The sequence below is a fragment of the Cupriavidus sp. 94F1 genome (assembly GCF_057798875.1).
Map to the genome: position 1 here is coordinate 488,032 of NZ_JBYOJT010000006.1, position 18,409 is coordinate 506,440.

At 66.2% G+C, this 18,409-nt stretch carries 15 protein-coding genes; 10 read left to right on the forward strand and 5 right to left on the reverse strand.

All coding sequences use genetic code 11. The features are described from left to right. Nucleotides 1-2: 2 nt before the first annotated feature. Genes def through smc form a run of 4 tightly spaced genes read right to left on the reverse strand, consistent with a single transcriptional unit; the run spans nucleotide 3 to nucleotide 7,602 of the window. Complete coding sequence (gene def / locus AC3FJ6_RS18235) at nucleotides 3-536, reverse strand: peptide deformylase (protein WP_153947798.1); 534 nt, start codon at nucleotides 534-536, stop codon at nucleotides 3-5. Beyond that, nucleotides 533-2,689: an NAD-dependent DNA ligase LigA gene (gene ligA / locus AC3FJ6_RS18240; RefSeq protein ID WP_488773124.1), complete on the reverse strand. Its 2,157-nt coding sequence runs from the start codon at nucleotides 2,687-2,689 to the stop codon at nucleotides 533-535. The genes def and ligA overlap by 4 nt, the downstream gene beginning before the upstream one ends. 13 nt (nucleotides 2,690-2,702) lie before the next feature. Beyond that, nucleotides 2,703-4,085 (reverse strand): cell division protein ZipA C-terminal FtsZ-binding domain-containing protein, encoded by a 1,383-nt coding sequence (locus AC3FJ6_RS18245; RefSeq protein WP_488773125.1) that lies wholly within the window; start codon nucleotides 4,083-4,085, stop codon nucleotides 2,703-2,705. A gap of 1 nt (nucleotide 4,086) precedes the next feature. Continuing rightward, on the reverse strand, nucleotides 4,087-7,602 hold the full coding sequence (smc, locus tag AC3FJ6_RS18250) for a chromosome segregation protein SMC (protein ID WP_488773126.1): 3,516 nt from the start codon (nucleotides 7,600-7,602) through the stop codon (nucleotides 4,087-4,089). 461 nt (nucleotides 7,603-8,063) lie between these two features. Here smc and AC3FJ6_RS18255 point away from each other — a divergent pair, with 461 nt between their 5' ends. The 7 genes from AC3FJ6_RS18255 to prmB all read left to right on the forward strand — a co-directional run bounded on the left by AC3FJ6_RS18255 (nucleotide 8,064) and on the right by prmB (nucleotide 14,082). Beyond that, nucleotides 8,064-8,903 carry a ferritin-like domain-containing protein gene (locus AC3FJ6_RS18255; RefSeq protein ID WP_488773127.1) on the forward strand — a complete coding sequence of 280 codons (840 nt, stop codon included), beginning with the start codon at nucleotides 8,064-8,066 and terminating at the stop codon, nucleotides 8,901-8,903. 99 nt (nucleotides 8,904-9,002) lie between these two features. After that, nucleotides 9,003-10,202 (forward strand): succinyldiaminopimelate transaminase, encoded by a 1,200-nt coding sequence (gene dapC, locus AC3FJ6_RS18260; RefSeq protein ID WP_488773128.1) that lies wholly within the window; start codon nucleotides 9,003-9,005, stop codon nucleotides 10,200-10,202. Nucleotides 10,203-10,308: 106 nt separating this feature from the next. Next, nucleotides 10,309-11,133: a 2,3,4,5-tetrahydropyridine-2,6-dicarboxylate N-succinyltransferase gene (dapD, locus tag AC3FJ6_RS18265; RefSeq protein ID WP_101684181.1), complete on the forward strand. Its 825-nt coding sequence runs from the start codon at nucleotides 10,309-10,311 to the stop codon at nucleotides 11,131-11,133. A 66-nt stretch (nucleotides 11,134-11,199) separates the two neighbouring features. Next, nucleotides 11,200-11,589 (forward strand): hypothetical protein, encoded by a 390-nt coding sequence (locus AC3FJ6_RS18270; RefSeq protein ID WP_488773129.1) that lies wholly within the window; start codon nucleotides 11,200-11,202, stop codon nucleotides 11,587-11,589. Nucleotides 11,590-11,611: 22 nt separating this feature from the next. After that, nucleotides 11,612-11,959, forward strand: a complete 348-nt coding sequence (locus AC3FJ6_RS18275) for an arsenate reductase (protein WP_488773130.1) — start codon at nucleotides 11,612-11,614, stop codon at nucleotides 11,957-11,959. A gap of 40 nt (nucleotides 11,960-11,999) precedes the next feature. Continuing rightward, complete coding sequence (dapE, locus tag AC3FJ6_RS18280) at nucleotides 12,000-13,151, forward strand: succinyl-diaminopimelate desuccinylase (protein ID WP_488773131.1); 1,152 nt, start codon at nucleotides 12,000-12,002, stop codon at nucleotides 13,149-13,151. 37 nt (nucleotides 13,152-13,188) lie between these two features. Continuing rightward, nucleotides 13,189-14,082, forward strand: a complete 894-nt coding sequence (gene prmB, locus AC3FJ6_RS18285) for a 50S ribosomal protein L3 N(5)-glutamine methyltransferase (RefSeq protein WP_488773132.1) — start codon at nucleotides 13,189-13,191, stop codon at nucleotides 14,080-14,082. Between the two features lie 506 nt (nucleotides 14,083-14,588). Here prmB and AC3FJ6_RS18290 read toward each other — a convergent pair. Then, the gene (locus tag AC3FJ6_RS18290; RefSeq protein ID WP_488773133.1) at nucleotides 14,589-14,828 is read right to left on the reverse strand and encodes an RcnB family protein; all 240 of its coding nucleotides are present in this window, start codon (nucleotides 14,826-14,828) and stop codon (nucleotides 14,589-14,591) included. Between the two features lie 719 nt (nucleotides 14,829-15,547). Here AC3FJ6_RS18290 and AC3FJ6_RS18295 point away from each other — a divergent pair. The 3 genes from AC3FJ6_RS18295 (at nucleotide 15,548) to AC3FJ6_RS18305 (ending at nucleotide 18,379) form a co-directional block, all read left to right on the forward strand. After that, the gene (locus AC3FJ6_RS18295; protein WP_488773134.1) at nucleotides 15,548-16,285 is read left to right on the forward strand and encodes a FadR/GntR family transcriptional regulator; all 738 of its coding nucleotides are present in this window, start codon (nucleotides 15,548-15,550) and stop codon (nucleotides 16,283-16,285) included. Next, nucleotides 16,285-17,310, forward strand: a complete 1,026-nt coding sequence (locus AC3FJ6_RS18300; RefSeq protein WP_488773135.1) for an L-idonate 5-dehydrogenase — start codon at nucleotides 16,285-16,287, stop codon at nucleotides 17,308-17,310. Before AC3FJ6_RS18295 ends, AC3FJ6_RS18300 begins: the two co-directional genes overlap by 1 nt. Nucleotides 17,311-17,380: 70 nt before the next feature. Next, the gene (locus AC3FJ6_RS18305; protein ID WP_488773136.1) at nucleotides 17,381-18,379 is read left to right on the forward strand and encodes a sialic acid TRAP transporter substrate-binding protein SiaP; all 999 of its coding nucleotides are present in this window, start codon (nucleotides 17,381-17,383) and stop codon (nucleotides 18,377-18,379) included. The last annotated feature ends 30 nt before the right edge of the window (nucleotides 18,380-18,409 follow it).

Sequence of the window (18,409 nt, forward strand, 5' to 3'; positions counted from 1 at the left end):
GCTCAGTCGTCGTAGTTGGGCGGCAGTTCGGGGAACAGGACTTCCGTGAAGCCGAAGCGCGTGAAATCCTTGACCCGCATCGGATACAGCACGCCGATCAGGTGATCGCACTCGTGCTGCACCACGCGCGCGTGAAAGCCATCCGCCACGCGCTCGATCGGGTTGCCGAGCATGTCGAAGCCCGAGTATTTCAGGCGGGTGTGGCGCGGCACCACGCCGCGCAGGCCGGGCACCGACAGGCAACCCTCCCAGCCGTCTTCCATGTCGTCGGACAGCGGCTCCAGCACCGGATTGATCAGCACGGTCTTGGGCACCGTCGGCGCATCGGGATAGCGCGGGTTGCGATCGAAGCCGAAGATCACCACCTGGAGGTCCACGCCGATCTGCGGCGCAGCCAGGCCGGCGCCGTTGGCATGCTCCATCGTGTCGAACATGTCGTCGACCAGCAGCCGCAGTTCCGGCGTGTTGAACTCGATCACCGGCCGCGCCTTCTGCAGCAGCCGCGCATCGCCCATCTTCAGAATCTCGCGGATCATTGCGGTTCTCCGTTGTCGGGGGCCTCGGCCCCGGCGTCGGCCAGCAGCTTGAGCATGCCGTCCTCGTCCAGCACCGGCACACCCAGCGCCTGCGCCTTTTCCAGCTTGCTGCCGGCTTCGGCGCCAGCCACGACGTAATCGGTTTTCTTCGATACCGAGCCCGCCACCTTGGCGCCGGCGGCTTCGAGCTTTTCCTTGGCGTCCTCGCGCGACAGCGTCGGCAGCGTGCCGGTCAGCACGATGGTCTTGCCGGCCAGCGGCAGCGGCGCCCGTGCCGTGGGTTCCGATTCGACCCAGTGTACGCCTGCGGCACGCAACTGCTCGATCACCTCGACGTTGTGCGGCTCGGCGAAGAAATTGGCAATCGATTGCGCCACCACCGGCCCCACATCGTTGACTTCCAGCAGCGCGGCCTCGTCGGCGGCCAGCAGGTTGTCGAGCTTGCCGAAGTGCTTGGCCAGGTCCTTGGCCGTGGCCTCGCCCACGTGGCGGATGCCCAGCGCAAAGATAAACCGGTTCAGCGTGGTCTCGCGCGACTTGTCGATGGCCGCCACCAGGTTCGTGGCGGACTTGTCGGCCATGCGGTCCAGCGCGGCCAGCTTGGCCACGCCGAGCTTGTAGAGATCGGCCGGCGTGCGGACGATGCCCATATCCACCAGCTGTTCGACGATCTTGTCGCCCAGGCCATCCACATCCATCGCGCGCCGTTGGGCAAAGTGGATCAGCGCCTGCTTGCGCTGCGCCGCGCAGATCAGGCCGCCCGTGCAACGGGCGATGGCCTCGCCCTCGAGCTTTTCCACATGCGACCCGCATACCGGGCACGCGGTGGGCATCACGAAGGCGCGGGCGTCGGCAGGCCGGCGCTCCAGCACCACGGCCACCACCTCGGGAATCACGTCGCCGGCACGGCGAACAATCACCGTATCGCCAATATGCACATCCTTGCGGCGGATCTCGTCCTCGTTATGCAGCGTGGCATTGGTGACGGTCACCCCGCCGACGAACACTGGCGCCAGCCGCGCCACGGGGGTGATGGCGCCGGTCCGGCCCACCTGCACCTCGATGTCCTCGACCGTGGTGGTCATCTCCTGCGCCGGAAACTTGTGCGCCAGTGCAAAGCGCGGGGCGCGCGAGACAAAGCCCAGCTGTTCCTGCTCGGCGATGGCATTGACCTTGTAGACCACGCCGTCGATGTCGTACGGCAACTGGTCGCGGCGCGCGCCGATATCGCGATAGAACGACAGCAGCCCCTGCGCGCCCTTGACCACGCGGCGTTCGTCGCAGACCGGCAAACCCAGCGCGGCGAAGCCGTCCATCATCACGCTGTGCGTGGCCGGACGGTCGGCGCCCTGCAGCTCGCCCAGGCCGTAGGCGAAGAAAGACAGCGGCCGCCTGGCCGTGATCCGCGGGTCCAGCTGGCGCAGGCTGCCTGCCGCCGCATTGCGCGGATTGACGAACGTCTTTTCGCCGGCCTCGGCCTGGCGCGCGTTGAGACGGTCGAAATCGGCGCGGTACATGAACACCTCGCCGCGCACTTCGAGCACGGCCGGGGCCTTGCCGCGCAGCTTCAGCGGAATGGCCTTGATGGTGCGCACATTGGCGGTCACATCCTCGCCGGTCTCGCCATCGCCGCGCGTGGCGGCCTGCACGAGTTTGCCGTCCTCGTAGCGCAGCGACATGGCCAGGCCGTCGAACTTCAGTTCGCACGCGTATTCGACGGCGCTTTCGGCCGCTTCGGCGGCACCGAACAGGTCATCGGCCGGCGCCGCCACGGCGGCCTTGCCCAGCCCCTGTGCGCAGCGGCGGTCGAAACTGACCACGTCCTCGTCCTCGAAGCCGTTGTTCAGAGACAGCATGGGCACGCGGTGGCGCACCGTGTCGAACGCGGCCAGCGGCGCCCCGCCCACGCGTTGCGTCGGCGAGTCATCGGTCAGCAGGTCGGGATGCTCGGTTTCCAGCGCCTGCAGCTCGCTGAACAGCGCGTCATATTCCGCATCGGGAATGGTCGGCGCATCGAGCACGTAATACTGGTAGCTGTGGCGCTCCAGTTCGGCGCGCAGCCACTGCACGCGCTCGGCGGGGGACGCATGGGCCGGCAACGGGGCGGCGGGCGCGGGGGCCGGAGCCCGCGCGCCTGGATGCTTGGCGGTCATGGGGGCTCCGTCGTTATACGCTGAACAGGCGCTGGGCCACCGGCGATCCGGCCGGCATGCCGCGCGCTTCGAGCTTTTCGTAGAGCTTTTCGAGCTGGTTGAAGATCGCCACGAACGACGCTTCTGTCAGCGGACGCATATTGTCGTCCACCAGCTGGGCGCCCATCCGCTGCGCCAGGCTGTAGCCGTACTCGCAAACCGTCTTGAACGGCTTGATCGTCTGCGCGGCCTGCGGCACGTCGAGCAGCAGCGTGATCTGGCGGCCCGCGTTCAGCGTCAGGTCGTCGCGCAGGAAGTTCGTGTCGCCGAACTGCAGCGTGAACAGCGGCTTCTGCACGCCATCGGCGCCCGGTTCGTAGCGGATGAACCGCGTGCCGTCGCGCGACAGCACCAGGCCGTCCTGCGTGGCCACGGTCTGCACATAGGCCGCCGACCAAGGCGCGCCGTCCGAAATCACGTTGACGCCCAGCTGCACGTCGGCACCGGCCGCAAAGCCGTCCAGTTCGCGTGCGTTGGCCACGGTCTCGGTCATGTCGGGCAGGTCGGCCGATGCATCCAGCGCCTCGGCCAGTGCTTCCACCGCGTTGACGAATTCGGAGAATTCCAGCGCATTGAGCGGGCCGCTGCGGTTGGCCAGCTGCACGGCCACCTGCAGGTCTTCGTACTGGTGACCGGCGGTGACCGGCTCCCAGGCATTGGCTTCGACGCGCAGCCCTTCGATATGCACCTGCTTCGTGCCAGCGCGGCGCAGACGGCCCGTCAGCGGCAGGATGCGATCACCGGACGCCTTGCGCTCCAGGTGCATCGGCACGATGCAGTCGATCAGCGGATCGATGACGGCGGCGGCGGGCTGGCCGTCCGGGACGGATACGGTGGCGGGGGCCGCCGGGGCCGCCTTTGCGACGGGTTCATCGGCGACCTGGCCGCCGGCTTCGCGCCCGGCGTCCGCCAGTGCGTCGGCATGGGTCCCGGCATGGGCTTCCGCGTGCGCTTCGGCGTGGGTTTCGGCGTCAGCATCGGCATGCCCGGCAGCCGGGGCAGCTGCCACGGCCACCTCGTCGGCCACGATGTCGTCGGCATCTGCCGAACTGGCGGCGGCATGGGCGGCGGCGGTGGCCATGGCAACGTCGGCCGGCGCGTCACGCTTCAGGCCCTTGCCGGCCTCGCCCAGCGTCGGCTCGCGCCGGCTCACGTGCTCGGGCGGCGCTTCCTTGAGCTTGGCCTGCGTTTCGGGCTGCGTGGTCTTGCCCACCACCGGCTCGCGCATCGGTGGCAGGTCGTCCTCGGGCATCAGCGGCCGCACGCGGCGCGCCTTGTGGATCTGCCAGCGGTTATAGGCCACCAGCAACAGCAGCAATACAACACCCGCGATGATCAGTGCGTTCTGCAGTTCCATCTTAAGCGGCCTCCGCCATCGATACGGCTGCATCCATGTCCACTGCCACGATCCGCGAGACACCCTGCTCCTGCATCGTCACGCCAATCAGTTGGTGGGCCATCTCCATCGCAATCTTGTTGTGGGAAATAAATACGAACTGTGTCTTGTCGGACATACGCGCCACCATGTTGGCGTAACGCTCGGTGTTGGCGTCGTCCAGCGGCGCGTCCACCTCGTCCAGCAAGCAGAACGGGGCCGGGTTCAGCTGGAACATCGCGAACACCAGCGCAATCGCCGTCAGGGCCTTTTCGCCACCGGACAGCAGGTGAATCGTCGAGTTCTTCTTGCCCGGCGGCTGCGCCATCACCTGCACGCCGGCATCCAGGATTTCCTCGCCCGTCATGATCAGCCTGGCCTGGCCACCCCCAAACAGCGCCGGGAACAGCTCGCCGAAGTGATGGTTGACCTGGTCGAACGTGCCCTGCAGCAGCGCCCGCGTTTCCTGGTCGATCTTGTTGATCGCGTCTTCGAGCGTGTTGATGGCGTCGGTCAGGTCGGCCGACTGCGCATCGAGGAACGTCTTGCGTTCGCGGGCGGCGGCCAGCTCGTCCAGCGCGGCCATGTTGACCGGGCCCAGTGCGTTGATGGCATTGTTCAGGCGCGTCACCTCGCCCTGCAGGTACGACGGCTTGAGGTCGCCGGTCAGCTTTTCGGCAAGCGCCACTTCGTCCACCTCGGCCGTGGCCAGCTGCTCGGTGAACTGCTCCTGGTTCAGGCGGGCGGCCTGTTCCTTGAGCTGGCATTCGGTGATGCGGTCGCGCAGCGGCTGCAGGCTGCGTTCGGCCGCCAGGCGCTGTTCGTCGAACTGGCGCAGCTGTGCCGACAGGGCATCGAGCTCGATGCGCGCGGCGGACAGCTTCTGCTCCTTCTCGGCGCGCACTTCCAGCGCTTCCTGCAGGCCGGTATTGGCAGTCTGCTCGTTGATCGTTTCAAGCTCGGCGCGGGCGTTTTCCAGCGATTCCGCCACGCGCTCGCGCTGGTCGGCGGCCATCTGGATATTGCGGCGCAGTTCGTCGATCCGGCCGGCCAGATTGCGCTCCGCAAACACCGCTTCCTGCGCGCCGCGCTCCAGGTCGCGCAACTGTTGCCGCGCGTGGGTCAGCTGGGTATCCAGGGCATCGAAGGCCATCTGCTGGTCTTCGTGCGCCGCCTGCAGTTCGGCCAGGCTTGTATCGTGCTGCTCGAAGCTGGCTTCGGATTCGGCACGGATGGCGCGCTGCTCGTCGATCTGCGCGTCGATTTCACCAAGTTCCTCGCGGATCTGGTTGCTACGCGCCGAAAACCGCTCCATGGCCTGCGACAGCTTCAGCACGTCCATCTGCAACGCATGCACGCGGCGCGTGGCCTGCTCGGCGCGCGCACGCGCCTCGATCAGCGTCGTGCTGGCATGCGTGTACGCGGTCTCGGCGCGCACGGCATTGGACCTGGCCTCGTCGGACAGCAGCATCTGCGCGCGCGACTGCTTCTGCAGGTTCTCGATCTCCTGCTCGCGGGCCAGCATGCCGGCCTGCTCGGAATCGGCCGCGTAGATCTGGATCGCGTTGCGGCCCACCAGATGGCCTTCGGCCACCACGAACTGGGCGCCTTCGGGCAGCGTGCCGCGTGCCGCCAGGGCCTGCGACATGTCGGTGGCCGTATAGATGTCGGCCAGCCAGTCCTGCATCACCGCGCGGATGCCCGGCTCGGTGATCTGCACCAGCGACATCAGTGGACGCAGCCCGGCCGGGGCTTCCACCGGACGCGCGGCGGGCGGCGGCGTGTAGAACGCAAGCTTGGACGGCGGGGCGTCGGACAGGAAACCCTTGACCCAGTCCAGGTTCGACACTTCCAGTGCCGCGAGCTTTTCGCGCAGCACCGATTCGAGCGCGTTTTCCCAGCCCGGCTCGATATGGACCTTCTTCCACAGGCGTGGCAGTTCGGCCAGGCCATGGCGCTCCAGCCAGGGCTGGACCTTGCCATCGGTCTGCACGCTTTCCTGCAGCTGGCGCAGCGCGGCCAGGCGGGCGTCCAGCGATGCAATCGCGGCCGTCTCGCGCTGCACGCGCTCCTGCGCCGCGCGGCGCTCGGCGTCCAGGCGCGGCACCGCTTCCTCGGCATCCATCAGCGACGCCTGGGCTTCGTCAAGCGTGGCTTCCTGCTCGGCCAGGTCCATGCGCAGCTCTTCAAGCCGCACTTCGTCGGGACGGTCGAGCCCTTGCTCCTCGGCCTTCAGGCGTTCCTTGCGCTGCTCCAGCTGCTGCAGCATCTGGTTGGCGTTGCGCTGGTGCGCGGCTTCGAGCTTCAGTGCCTGCTCGGCCTGCATGATGGCGCTGCGCTGGTCGTTGAGCTTCTGCTGGGCGTCGCGCCACTGGGCTTCCAGGGTGGGCAGCTCTTCGCTCTTCTGGGCCACGGCGTCCTGGGCCTCGACCGTGCGGGCCTCGGCCAGCGCCAGGTCTTCCTCGGCCTGCGCAATGTCGTCATTGGCCTGGTCGGCCTTGCCCTGCCACTGCTCGCGCTGGGCGGTCAGCGCGGCAATCTGCGCCTGCAGCCGGTTGCGCGACTCCACCACATAGCGGATTTCGGCTTCGAGCTTGCTGACTTCCGCGTTGGCCTCGTACAGGGCGCCCTGCGCGGCGTGCATGCCATCGGATGCGGCATAGTGCGCCGCGCGCATGGTTTCGAGTTCGGCCTCGACATGGCGCAATTGCGCGGTCTGGGCTTCCAGGTCGATCTGCGCCTGCTCGATGGCGCGGGCATGGCGTTCCTGCTCTGCCTGGGCTTCGCGCTTGCGCAACAGCCACAGCAGGTGCTGCTTTTCCTCGCCTTCGGACTGCAGTTGCCGGAAGCGTTGTGCCACCTCGGCCTGGCCTTCCAGCTTGTCGAGGTTGTTGCCCAGTTCGCGCAGGATGTCTTCCACGCGGGTCAGGTTCTCGCGCGTGTCGCCCAGCCGGTTTTCGGTCTCGCGGCGGCGCTCCTTGTACTTGGACACGCCGGCGGCTTCTTCCAGGAAGATCCGCATGTCGTCGGGCTTGGCCTCGATGATGCGCGAGATCATGCCCTGCCCGATGATGGCGTAGGCGCGCGGCCCCAGGCCGGTGCCCAGGAAGATGTCCTGGATGTCCTTGCGGCGCACCGGCTGGTTGTTGATGTAGTACGAAGACGTGCCGTCGCGGGTCAGCACACGCTTGACCGCCACTTCGGCGTACTGGCTCCACTGCCCGGCGGCACGCCCCTCGGCGTTGTCGAACACCAGTTCCACGCTGGCCCGGCCCGCCTGCTTGCGTGCGGTGGAGCCGTTGAAGATCACGTCCTGCATGGATTCGCCACGCAGTTCCGACGCGCGTGATTCGCCGAGCACCCAGCGCACCGCGTCGATGATGTTGGATTTACCGCAGCCGTTAGGACCTACGATGCCGACCAGTTGGCCCGGCACTTGAAAATTGGTGGGGTCGACGAAGGACTTGAAGCCCGCCAGTTTGATCGAGGACAGTCGCACGGTTGTCGTGTGGTTTGGGCGATACGAAATGGGAAATGCCGGGCCCACGCCGGAGCACACGGCAAGACGTGACGCCTGCGCCGCAAACTGCCCCCGGTGCCCGATAGATTGGCGCTCATCATACCATCGCCAATCCATTGACCGGCCGTTTTCGCCACCGTTGCGGCCCCCACGAAGCGGTCGTTGCCTGACTTGAAAAATCGTTGTACTTCCGAGACTTGCGGGCGATGCTGCATGCACTTTCTAGCCCCTGCCGTTGTTTCATGAAAACGTCACGCTGGCAAAGCCCCCGGAAACTTCTTAGGGTTAGTGCTAGTCTCTGGAGATGCCGGCGTGATCCCGGGGTCCCACTCCCCATGCGCCGGGCCCGCCGCTCCGCCATGCCTGCCGCTGTCCTCATGGCGCGCGCGGCCAGTCTGAAGCTTGATTGCCTGCAGCGCAGCAGTTTTGGAGGACTGAGCATGACCCCAACCCCACCGGTCGAGACGCCGGGTGACCTGCCGTGGTCCATCGCGGAGATCAACTACAACGCCATCGACGTCGCAAAGGTCCGAGACGATCGCACGCTCTTCTATCTGCTGACCGGCGCCTCGTTCATCGAGAGCGGGTCCGACACCTACGCCGGCAATCTGGCGCAGTACTACGCCGACGTGCCCGACGCGGCCGAGTGGCTGTCGCAGCACTGGGAATCCGAGGAACTGCAGCACGGCCTGGCGCTGCGCCGCTATGTCGAGCATGTCTGGCCCGAATTCGACTGGGAACGCGGGTACCGGCGGTTCTTTGACGAGTACAGCAAGACCTGTTCCGTCGACAATTTCGAGCGGACGCCGGCACTGGAAATGGCCGCGCGCTGCGTGGTGGAAACCGGCACTGCCACCTATTACCGGGCACTGGAACAAGCCAGCGACGAGCCCGTGCTGCGCAACCTGACGCGCCGCATCGCCAATGACGAAGTGCGTCACTACAAGCATTTCTTCCGTTATTTCAATGACTTGAGCAGCGACGAGCGGCTTGGCCGGGCCAAGGTACTGGCCGCCCTGGCGCGCCGGCTGCTGGAAATCAAGAACGAGGACGCCGAAATCGCCCTCCGGAACGTGCTGCGCATCGAGCAGAACCGCGAAGACGTGCCGGATCGCGAGGTGCGCGCCCTGAATTCGCGTTGCAGCGCCGTGATCCGGCGCCACCTGCCGATCGAGATGACGGTCAAGATGCTGTTGCGCCCCCTGCACCTGCATGCGCGCCTGGAAGACCTGGTGCGTCGGCCCATCGTCGCAATGGTGTCGCGGGTGATGCTGTATTGACGGGCGCCTGTACGAGGTACCTGCGCCCGCCCGCGCTTTCCGGTCATGTGCCCGGCGCGATATACTGCTGCGTTTCAACCGCCCCGCCGCCCTGCCACCGTGAATCCGCGCCTCGACCTGCTCCAGACCTACCCTTTCGAGAAACTGCGCGTGCTGGTGGCCGATGTGAAACCGGCCGACAAGCCGGCCATCAGTTTCGGCATTGGCGAGCCCAAGCATCCGACGCCGCAGTTCATCAAGGACGCGATGACCGCGTCGCTGTCCGGGCTGGCCACATACCCTGCCACGGCCGGTACCGACGCGCTGCGCCAGACCATCGCCGGCTGGCTGGAGCGCCGCTACCACCTGCCGAACGTCGATGCCGCCACCGAGGTGCTGCCGGTCAGCGGATCGCGCGAGGCGCTGTTTGCCTTCGCGCAGACCGTGATCGATGCCAGCCGGCCCGATCCGCTGGTGCTGTGCCCGAACCCGTTCTATCAGATCTATGAAGGCGCGGCCCTGCTGGCCGGCGCCCGCCCGGTTTTCGCCAACAGCGATCCGGCGCGCAATTTCGCCCCCGCGTTCGACCAGATCGACGCCGATGTCTGGCCGAAGGTGCAGCTGCTTTACGTATGCTCCCCGGGCAACCCCACGGGCGCCGTGCTGTCGCTGGATGACTGGAAGCAGCTGTTCGAACTGTCGGACCGCTACGGGTTCGTGATTGCGTCGGACGAGTGCTATTCCGAGATCTATTTCGACGAAGCCACGCCGCCGCTGGGCGCGCTGGAGGCCGCCCACAAGCTGGGTCGAGGCTTCGAGCGCCTGGTGATGTTCTCGAGCCTGTCCAAGCGATCTAACGTGCCGGGCCTGCGCTCGGGCTTCGTGGCCGGCGATGCGGCCATCCTGAAGAAATTCCTGCTGTACCGGACCTACCACGGTGCCGCGCTGAACCCGGCCGTGCAGGCCGCCAGCGTGGCCGCCTGGGGCGACGAGGCGCACGTGCGCGACAACCGCGCCGCCTATGTGCGCAAGTTTGCCGAGGTCACGCCGCTGCTGGCCCAGGTGCTGGACGTGGCGCTGCCCGACGCGGCGTTCTACCTGTGGGCCGATGTGTCGCGCACGGGCCTGAGCGACACCGAGTTCGCCGTTCGCCTGCTGGCCGAGCAGAACGTGGCCGTGCTGCCGGGCAGCTACCTGGCGCGCGACGCGCACGGTGCCAACCCCGGCAAGAACCGCGTGCGCATGGCGCTGGTGGCCACGCCCGACGAGTGCCTGGAAGGTGCGCGCCGGATTGTCGAATTCTGCAAGTCGCTGGGCTGACAGACCCGGCGCCACGCTTCACCTGCTTCACCGATCGAATGCCCTGGCGCCGGGGCACCTGCCACCGGCGCCGCCTCTTACACAAATCACCACTGAGAACACCATCATGACGCAAGCTCTGCAAGCCCTGATCGACCAGGCCTGGGAAGACCGCACCAGCCTGTCGCCGAAGTCCGCGCCGAACGATATCCGCGAAGCCGTGGCCAACGTGATCTCGCAGCTGGACGCCGGCACGCTGCGCGTGGCCGAGAAGCAAGGCCAGGACTGGATCGTCAACCAGTGGGTCAAGAAGGCCGTGCTGCTGTCGTTCCGTCTGGAAGACAACGCGCCGATGAGCGCCGGCGGCTTTGCCCAGTTCTACGACAAGGTGCCGACCAAGTTCGCCAACTGGAGCCAGGACGACTTCGCCAAGGCCGGCTTCCGCGTGGTGCCGCCGGCCGTGGCCCGCCGTGGCTCGTTCATCGCCAGGAACGCCGTGCTGATGCCGTCGTACGTGAACATCGGCGCCTACGTGGACGAAGGCACGATGGTCGACACCTGGGCCACCGTCGGTTCGTGCGCCCAGATCGGCAAGAACGTTCACCTGTCGGGTGGCGTGGGCATTGGCGGCGTGCTGGAGCCGCTGCAGGCCAACCCGGTCATCATCGAGGACAACTGCTTCATCGGCGCCCGTTCGGAAGTGGTGGAAGGCGTGATCGTTGAAGAAAATTCGGTGATCTCGATGGGCGTGTACCTGGGCCAGTCGACCAAGATCTACGACCGCGAAACGGGCGAGATCCACTATGGCCGCGTGCCGGCCGGTTCGGTGGTGGTGGCGGGCAACCTGCCGTCCAAGGATGGCAAGTACAGCCTGTACTGCGCCGTGATCGTGAAGAAGGTGGACGCGCAAACCCGCGCCAAGACCAGCCTGAACGACCTGCTGCGCGACTGATCCACGGATCTGTCGAGCCGCACCCAGCCGCCGGGCCCGTCCCGGCGGCGGATCACAGCCCCGCCGATGCCATCCTCTGCCAAGCGATTCATGGCCCTCGACCCCGCCACCGTCAGTACCGTGCTATCCCTGCTGCCCACCATCCTCGAACAGGCCAACAAGACCATCGAGAAGCTCAAGAAGGGCAAGCGCAAGGACGGCAGCGAAACCACGCAGCCCGACGCCGAGCCGCCGCGCGACCCGGCCGCGCGCATCGCGGAACTGGAAGCGGCCGCCATGCAGCAGGCCGAGGCGGTCAAGCTGCTGGCCGAGCAGCACGCGATCACGATCGAGGCGCTGCGCCGCGAGGCCGCGCGGCTGGACCGCCGGCTGCGCCTGATGACAGCCGTGGCCATGGCTGGCGTGGCATTTGGCCTGGGCGGGCTGATCATCGCGATCAACCTGCTGTTCCGTTAATTTCACCCCGATTCCGCGCACCATGACCGTCTTGCTCTACGGCATTCCCAACTGCGACACCGTCAAGAAGGCCCGCACCTGGCTGGAATCGAACGGTGTCGATTACACGTTCCACGATTTCAAGAAGCAAGGCGTCGACGAGAAGATGTTGCGCGCCTGGCTCAAGCACGTGCCGCTGGCCACGCTGCTGAACAAGAAAGGCACGACGTACCGCGCGCTGTCCGACGCCGACAAGGCCAAGGCGGACAACGAAGCCGGCGCCGTGGCCCTGATGCAGACCAGCCCGTCGCTGATCAAGCGCCCGGTACTGGATCGCGATGGCCAGGTCAGCGTGGGGTTTTCCGCCGACACGTACGCCTCGCTGTTCTGAAGACCCGCATTTCGCACCATTCGTCGCACCTGCCCGCACCATGAATCCGACCCTTGCCCTGACCGAAGACCTGATGCGCCGCCGCTCGGTCACCCCCGCCGACGAAGGCTGCCAGTCCGTGCTGGAAGCGCGCCTGAGCGCGCTTGGCTTTACCTGCGAGAACATCGTCAGCGGCCCTGACAGCTTCCGCGTGACCAACCTGTGGGCGGTCAGGCGCGGCACGCAGGGCACGGCGGGCAAGCTGCTGGCCTTTGCCGGCCACACCGACGTGGTGCCGACCGGCCCGCTCGACCAGTGGTCGTCCGACCCGTTCGAACCGACCCAGCGCGACGGCAAGCTCTACGGCCGTGGCGCGGCCGACATGAAGACGTCGATTGCCGGCTTCGTGGTGGCCTGCGAGGAATTCGTCGCCCGGCACCCCGACCACGCCGGTTCCATCGCGTTCCTGATCACCAGCGACGAGGAAGGCCCCGCGCACGACGGCACCGTGAAGGTGGTGGAAGCCCTGAAGGCACGTGGCGAACGGCTGGACTACTGCGTGGTGGGCGAACCGACCTCGGTCGATACGCTGGGCGACATGGTCAAGAACGGCCGCCGCGGGTCGCTGTCGGGCAAGCTCACGGTCAAGGGCGTGCAGGGCCACATCGCCTACCCGCACCTGGCACGCAACCCGATCCACCTGGCCGCGCCGGCGCTGACCGCGCTGGTGGCCGAGACGTGGGACCAGGGCAACGAGTATTTCCCGCCCACCACGTGGCAGATGTCGAATATCCATGCGGGCACCGGCGCCACCAACGTGATTCCGGGCCACGTGACCATCGACTTCAATTTCCGCTTCTCGACGGCCAGTACGCCGGACGGCCTGAAGCAGCGCGTGCATGCGATCCTGGACCAGCACGGCCTGGAATACACGCTGGACTGGACACTGGGCGGCGAGCCGTTCCTGACGCCGCGCGGCGATCTTTCCGACGCGCTGGCGGCCGCCATTGCCGCCCAGTGCGGGGTGACGACCGAGCTGTCGACCACGGGCGGCACGTCCGACGGCCGCTTCATCGCCAAGATCTGCCCGCAGGTCATTGAATTCGGCCCGCCGAACGCCAGCATCCACAAGATCGACGAACACGTGGAAGTGCGCTTCATCGAGCCGCTCAAGAACGTTTACCGTGGCGTGCTGGAACGCCTGATCGCCTGATCGGCTGATCGACTTACCATTGGAACGACCCACCGCCATGGCTACCCCCTCCCCCCTGAAGACGGTCCGCGACCTGCTGCGCCTGGCCGTTTCCCGATTTACGGCCGCCCGGCTGTCGTTCGGCCACGGCAGCGCCAACGCCTATGACGAAGCGGCCTACCTGGTGCTGCACACGCTGAACCTGCCGCTGGACACGCTCGATCCGTTCCTCGACGCGCGCCTGCTGCCCGAGGAAGTCGACGCCGTGCTCAAGGTGATAGACCGCCGCGTCACGGAACGCGTGCCGGCCGCGTACATCACGCACGAAGCGTTCATGCACGGCCTGCGCTTCTACGTGGATTCGCGCGTGATCGTGCCGCGCAGCTTTATCGGCGAATTGCTACAGGACGGCCTGGAGCCATGGCTGGGCGACATCGGGCAGATCGGCCCGGTGCTGGAACTTTGCACCGGCTCGGGCTGCCTGCCGATCATCGCCGCGCATGTCTGGCCCAATGCGCGCATCGACGCCGTGGACATTTCGCCGGACGCACTGGCCGTGGCCCGCCGCAACGTGGCGGACTACAAGATGGAACACCGCATCGCGCTGTTCGAGGGCGACCTGTACGCGCCGCTGCCTTCGGGCGCCACGTACGACGTGATTCTGACCAATCCGCCCTATGTCAACGAGCAGTCGATGCGCGAACTGCCGGCCGAGTACCTGGCCGAGCCGCGCCTGGCACTGGCCGGCGGCGACGACGGCATGGACGTGGTGCGCCGTATCGTCGCTGGCGCCAAAAAGCGCCTGAACCCGGGCGGCGTGCTGGTGGTGGAAATCGGCAACGAACACGACAACGTGGAAGCGGCCTTCCCCGATCTCGATATCGTCTGGCTGTCCGTTAGCGCGGGCGATGACCAGGTGTTTTTGGTGACGTACGACGCGTTGCCGGATTGAGTGCAAGCCAGGGCCCCAAACCCACCAAGATTTGGTGGGTGGTTTGGGGTCGAAATATATAAAAAGTTCGGCCAGCGCCAATTTGGTGTGGCGTATGGCGGTGCACTGTGCGTTTTGAGTGACGTAAACAGCATCGCCTAATAAAAAGTAGACGAGTAGCCCGAAAAACATAAAAATCCTTCGCCTGCCTAATAAAAATTTGCGCCCCAAACATCACTTTAAGGGGTCGCCATGCACAGTATGCGATTGGTTGGATATGCCCGGCTGCGTGAACAGCTGAGGTAGGCCCACTTCACCGCGCGACCAGGTAGGTCTTTGCCCATCGTGGCGATGAAAGTATCCACTTCCCGCAGCTTGGCACACGGGTCCGGCCCGAAACGTTCGACGCCATCGAACATGCCGTCCAGGCGGTGTTTTTTGCTGAGGCCGACGACGCCGATACGCACCGCTAAACAAAAAAACGCCGCGACCCCGCGGCGTTTTTCTTAGGAAAACTCCTACCCGGATCAGCTTCCCGGCCCGACCGAATAGATCGTGCCGTTCGACGACACCTGATAGTAGTCGGCGCCGACGCCTACCCAGTGATACCCCTTCTTGGGCGCGGGCAGGTTGTAGTCCTTGTACTTGTCGATCACGTACTGCCGGTCGCGGAATTCTGCCGGCAGCTTTTCGCCCTTGTTCCACTTCTTGGGCGAGTAAGGCGACTGGGCGCCCATCGGCGCCGAGCCAGACTGGCCGGAGGACATGCCACCCTGCGACATGCCGCCTTGGGACCCGCCCGAGGACATACCGCCTTGGGACCCGCCCGAGGACATGCCGCCCTGAGACATGCCGCCTTGGGAACCAGAGCTCTGTCCCTTGTTCGACATGCCTTGGGGCTGCCTGCCGCTGGTGGCTGGCGGCATCGGAGTCGCATTGGGTGGCATCGCGCCTGCCTGGCCCGGGGATGGCATGGGGGTGGGACCCGACGGCTGGGTCTGGCCGGGCATCGGTTGTTGTTGCTGGGCCTGGGCGAGCGGCACGGACAGCAGGCCGGCGGCGACCAGTACAGCGGGTATTAACGTCTTTGTTTGCATCGTGATCTCCTCACAGACGGAACACGGCAGACTGTCCCAGAACCAGGGCAGTCCCAAGAAAGCTTAGTAGCAAATGCAGGGCCCGCATGACGGCCCGATGTCGACCGGGCGTCTCCCGGGCTGGCTTTCTCCAATGATTTCAACGATTTGGGACGCGCGTGCGGCGGATGCCCGGACTGAAGAAAACGCGCAGAGGGGCGTCGATCGCCGGTAGTTTTGGCATGCAGCCGTGTCATATCTTCCCGCGCGGCCCTCCTCGTGGTCCCCGCTTCACCGGTGCGATGCCCTGCTGCGCCGCGCCATAACATTTTCTTGAAGCGGCGCGCAAAGTCTCCTAGAAATTGGTCAGACCGCTTGACCATTTGTCCGCTGCCTGCCCGGGATACCCCATGCCGCTTCAGCAGATCGAACCGCGTCGCCTGTACCGCCAGATTGCCGACCAGCTGCGCCGGTTGATCGAAAGCGGGGAGTTCCCCGTTGGCGCGCGGCTGCCGCCCGAGCGCGACCTGGCGGTGCAACTGGGCGTGTCGCGTCCGTCGGTACGTGAGGCGCTGATTGCGCTGGAGGTGGAAGGCCTGGTCGAGGTCCGCATGGGATCGGGCATCTATGCCTGCGCGGCCGATGCCACGCCCCCCACCGTGCACGGGGGCGGCATCGTGGCGGCGACGCCGCTGGACGTGATCCGCGCCCGCCAGGTGATCGAAGGCGAAATGGCCGCCGGCGCCGCGCGCCACTGCACGCCGGCACTGCTGGAGGCGCTGGCCGAATCGATCGCGCTGATGGAAGAGGAAGCCGGCGGCGGCCATATCCCCGTGCGCGGCGACCGCATGTTTCATCTGCGCATTGCCGAGGTATCGGAAAACGCCGTGCTGCTGCGCCTGGTGGCCGAGCTCTTCGACGAGCGCCATAACCCGCTGTTCGCGCAGTTTGGCAACCATTTCGAGAATGCCGAAAGCTGGGCCGCCGCCATTGCCGAACACCGTGCCGTGGTGAACGCCATCGATTCCGGCTCGCCCGATGCGGCGCGGGCCGCGATGTGCGACCACCTGGAACTGTCGCATCACCGCTTCTATGCGGCGTGGCCGGGCCATGGCAAAGACGTGAAAGCCCACAGCGAGGAGTCGTGATGTCCCTGACCTGCCATATCCACGCCAGCGAAGACCTGCGCTTTACCGAAGTGGAACCGGCCGCCCCCGGCCCGCACGATGTGCTGGTGCGCCTGGGCGCGGCCGGCATCTGCGGGTCGGACCTGCACTACTACTTCCACGGCAAGGTCGGCGCGTTCGTCATCCAGGAACCGCTGACGCCGGGGCACGAAGCGTCCGGCATCGTCGAGGCGGTGGGCAGCGCCGTCACGCGCGTGGCGCCGGGCATGAAGGTGGCGATCAATCCGTCGCACGCGTGCGGCCAGTGCGACTACTGCCGCGCCGGCCGCGACAACCTGTGCCGCAACATGCGCTTCCTGGGCAGCGCCAGCGTGTTTCCGCATGTGCAGGGCATGTTCCGCCAGCACTTCCCGATGCATGAGCGGCAGTTGACGCCAGTGCACGCCGATATCTCGCTGGGCGAACTGGCCTTTGCCGAACCGCTGTCGGTGGCGCTGCACGGCGTGAACCGGGCCGGCGAACTGCTCGGCAAGACCGTGCTGGTGACCGGCGGGGGCACCATCGGCAGCCTGACCGTAATGGCCGCGCGACTGGCCGGCGCGGCGCAGATCATCGTGTGCGATATCGCCCAGCGGCCGCTCGACGTGGCGGCGGCGGTGGGCGCAGACCGCACCATCCTGACCACGCAGGTGCACGCCAGCGAACTGCAGGACATTGCCGACGTGAGCCTGGAGGCCGCCGGCAGCGTCGCCGCGCTGAGCACGTGCCTGACGGCCACGCGCCGGGGCGGCCGCATCGTACAGGTTGGCACCCTGCCGGCCGAAGGGCTGCACTTTCCCGCCAACAGCATCATGGCGCGCGAACTCGATTACGTGGGCGCGTTCCGCTTCGGCCGCGAATTCGACTGGGCGGTGCAGTACCTGACCAGCCGGCGGCTCGACGTGCGGCCGCTGCTGTCCGCCCAGTTGCCGCTGGCACAGGCGGTCGAGGCCTTCCAGCTGGCCGCCGACAAATCCCGCAGTACCAAGGTGCAGTTGACCGGATAAGGTTTTGCCCTCGCATGCCGACTGGTCACCTCTATAAGACCGGCGGATCTTTCACCGAAAAAGGAGACCCATGATGCTACGTCGCCGGCAGTTCTCGTCCACGCTCGGTGCGGCCCTGCTGTTCGCCGCCACCCTGACCACCCCCGCGCTGGCCCAGCAGGCTTCCCCGATCAAGCTCAAATGGGCGCACGTCTATGAAACCTCGGAGCCGTTCCACAAATGGTCGGTCTGGGCCGCCGACGAGATCAGGAAGCGCACCAACGGCAAGTATCAGATCGACGTGTTCCCGGCGTCGCAACTGGGCAAGGAGAACGATATCAACCAGGGCCTGGCGATGGGCACGGTGGACATCATCATCTCGGGCTCCAGCTTCGCGGCCAAGTCGTTCCCGCGCATCGGCGTGACGTACTACCCATACATCTTCCGGGGCCCCGACCACCTGCTGGCCTACACGAAGAGCGACATCTACAAGGAACTGACGGCGGGCTACGAGCAAAAGACCGGCAACCATATCGTGGCCACCACGTATTACGGCACGCGCCAGTCCACGTCGAACAAGCCGTTCTCGCACTGCGCCGAGATGAAGGGCCTGAAGATGCGCGTGCCTGACGTGCCGGCCTACCTGGCCATGCCCCGGGCTTGCGGCGTGAATACGTCGCCGATCGCGTTTGCCGAGGTCTACCTGGCGCTGCAGAACGGCACCGTGGAAGCCCAGGAAAATCCGCTGACCACCATCGAGGCGAAGAAGTTCTACGAGGTGCAGAAGTACATCGTGCTGACCGGCCATATCGTCGATCACCTGAACACGATTGTCTCGGGCGCGCTCTGGAAGAAGCTGTCCGAGCCCGAGCGCAAGATGTTCCTCGACGTGGCGCAGGAAGCCGCTGCCAGGGCCACGGCCGACGTGGTGGCGCGCGAAAAGGAACTCGTGGCGGTGTTCAAGCAAAAGGGCATCACGGTGACAGAGGTCAGCATCCCCGAGTATCGCGACGCCGTGCTCAAGAACGTCAGCGTCGAGTCGCAGGGCTATCGCAAGGCGGACTGGGAAAAGATCCAGGCGGTGAAGTAAGCCCGACTCGCAATCCCGCTCCCCTCTCCC

Bases quoted from the DNA above. Each gene is read 5' to 3' on its own strand.
- def (WP_153947798.1), bottom strand. From the start codon at position 536: ATGATCCGCGAGATTCTGAAGATGGGCGATGCGCGGCTGCTGCAGAAG.
- AC3FJ6_RS18295 (WP_488773134.1), top strand. From the start codon at position 15,548: ATGCCGCTTCAGCAGATCGAACCGCGTCGCCTGTACCGCCAGATTGCC.
- AC3FJ6_RS18270 (WP_488773129.1), top strand. From the start codon at position 11,200: ATGCCATCCTCTGCCAAGCGATTCATGGCCCTCGACCCCGCCACCGTC.
- AC3FJ6_RS18255 (WP_488773127.1), top strand. From the start codon at position 8,064: ATGACCCCAACCCCACCGGTCGAGACGCCGGGTGACCTGCCGTGGTCC.
- AC3FJ6_RS18275 (WP_488773130.1), top strand. From the start codon at position 11,612: ATGACCGTCTTGCTCTACGGCATTCCCAACTGCGACACCGTCAAGAAG.
- ligA (WP_488773124.1), bottom strand. From the start codon at position 2,689: ATGACCGCCAAGCATCCAGGCGCGCGGGCTCCGGCCCCCGCGCCCGCC.
- AC3FJ6_RS18300 (WP_488773135.1), top strand. From the start codon at position 16,285: ATGTCCCTGACCTGCCATATCCACGCCAGCGAAGACCTGCGCTTTACC.
- AC3FJ6_RS18245 (WP_488773125.1), bottom strand. From the start codon at position 4,085: ATGGAACTGCAGAACGCACTGATCATCGCGGGTGTTGTATTGCTGCTG.
- AC3FJ6_RS18290 (WP_488773133.1), bottom strand. From the start codon at position 14,828: ATGTCCTCCGGCCAGTCTGGCTCGGCGCCGATGGGCGCCCAGTCGCCT.
- prmB (WP_488773132.1), top strand. From the start codon at position 13,189: ATGGCTACCCCCTCCCCCCTGAAGACGGTCCGCGACCTGCTGCGCCTG.
- dapD (WP_101684181.1), top strand. From the start codon at position 10,309: ATGACGCAAGCTCTGCAAGCCCTGATCGACCAGGCCTGGGAAGACCGC.
- AC3FJ6_RS18305 (WP_488773136.1), top strand. From the start codon at position 17,381: ATGATGCTACGTCGCCGGCAGTTCTCGTCCACGCTCGGTGCGGCCCTG.
- dapE (WP_488773131.1), top strand. From the start codon at position 12,000: ATGAATCCGACCCTTGCCCTGACCGAAGACCTGATGCGCCGCCGCTCG.